At 57.3% G+C, this 510-nt stretch carries 2 protein-coding genes; one reads left to right on the forward strand and one right to left on the reverse strand.

Annotated features, from left to right (window positions below):
* The coding region (locus tag ACR0E6_RS23165) for an HlyU family transcriptional regulator (protein WP_480587859.1) at window positions 1-189 on the reverse strand (189 nt) is incomplete at its 3' end.
* Between ACR0E6_RS23165 and ACR0E6_RS23170 the strand changes: the two genes are divergently transcribed.
* A partial coding sequence (locus ACR0E6_RS23170) for a hypothetical protein (RefSeq protein WP_480587862.1) occupies window positions 188-510 on the forward strand: 323 nt, incomplete at its 3' end. The two genes, ACR0E6_RS23165 and ACR0E6_RS23170, sit on opposite strands and share 2 nt — an antisense overlap.

Below are 510 nucleotides of genomic sequence, written 5' to 3' on the forward strand. Positions count from 1 at the left end.
TTCAAACACATCCGCCCGAACCACCGAATGGGTCTTACGATCTCCGTCGATGGTCTTTTCGATACGGGCCAGCAAACGGTATTTGCCGCCCTCGGGCATCAGGTCAGGGAAAATCTCGAACCCTTTGTACAAGACTGGCTCCGGTTCAGACTCTTCGCCGCCACCGAAGAGTTTGGAGAAGAGGGACATGGGGCGCCTCCTTTCAATGTTGCTCGGACCGGAGATTAACGCCGCCAAGAACTGGGGTGAAGCGGGTCGTGAGATTAGATCACCGTCCGTCGACCCGAAAGTGCGCTCCGCGCATGAACTGAAGGTCCCGATCCACGGCGAAAGCTCGGTCCTCCGCACCACTCTCCCTTGTACGGAACGGCCCAAACCGGACATTCATCGGGTCACGCGCCGCCGCATTGCAGCTTCACCGAACCGGACCTTCGCTGCGTTAGCAAAGTTCGGCAGAGATCGAACACGCAATCTGCGGGACGAAGCTGAGATCTATCTGACTTATTCGAA

The organism is Ruegeria sp. AP12 (assembly GCF_056540025.1).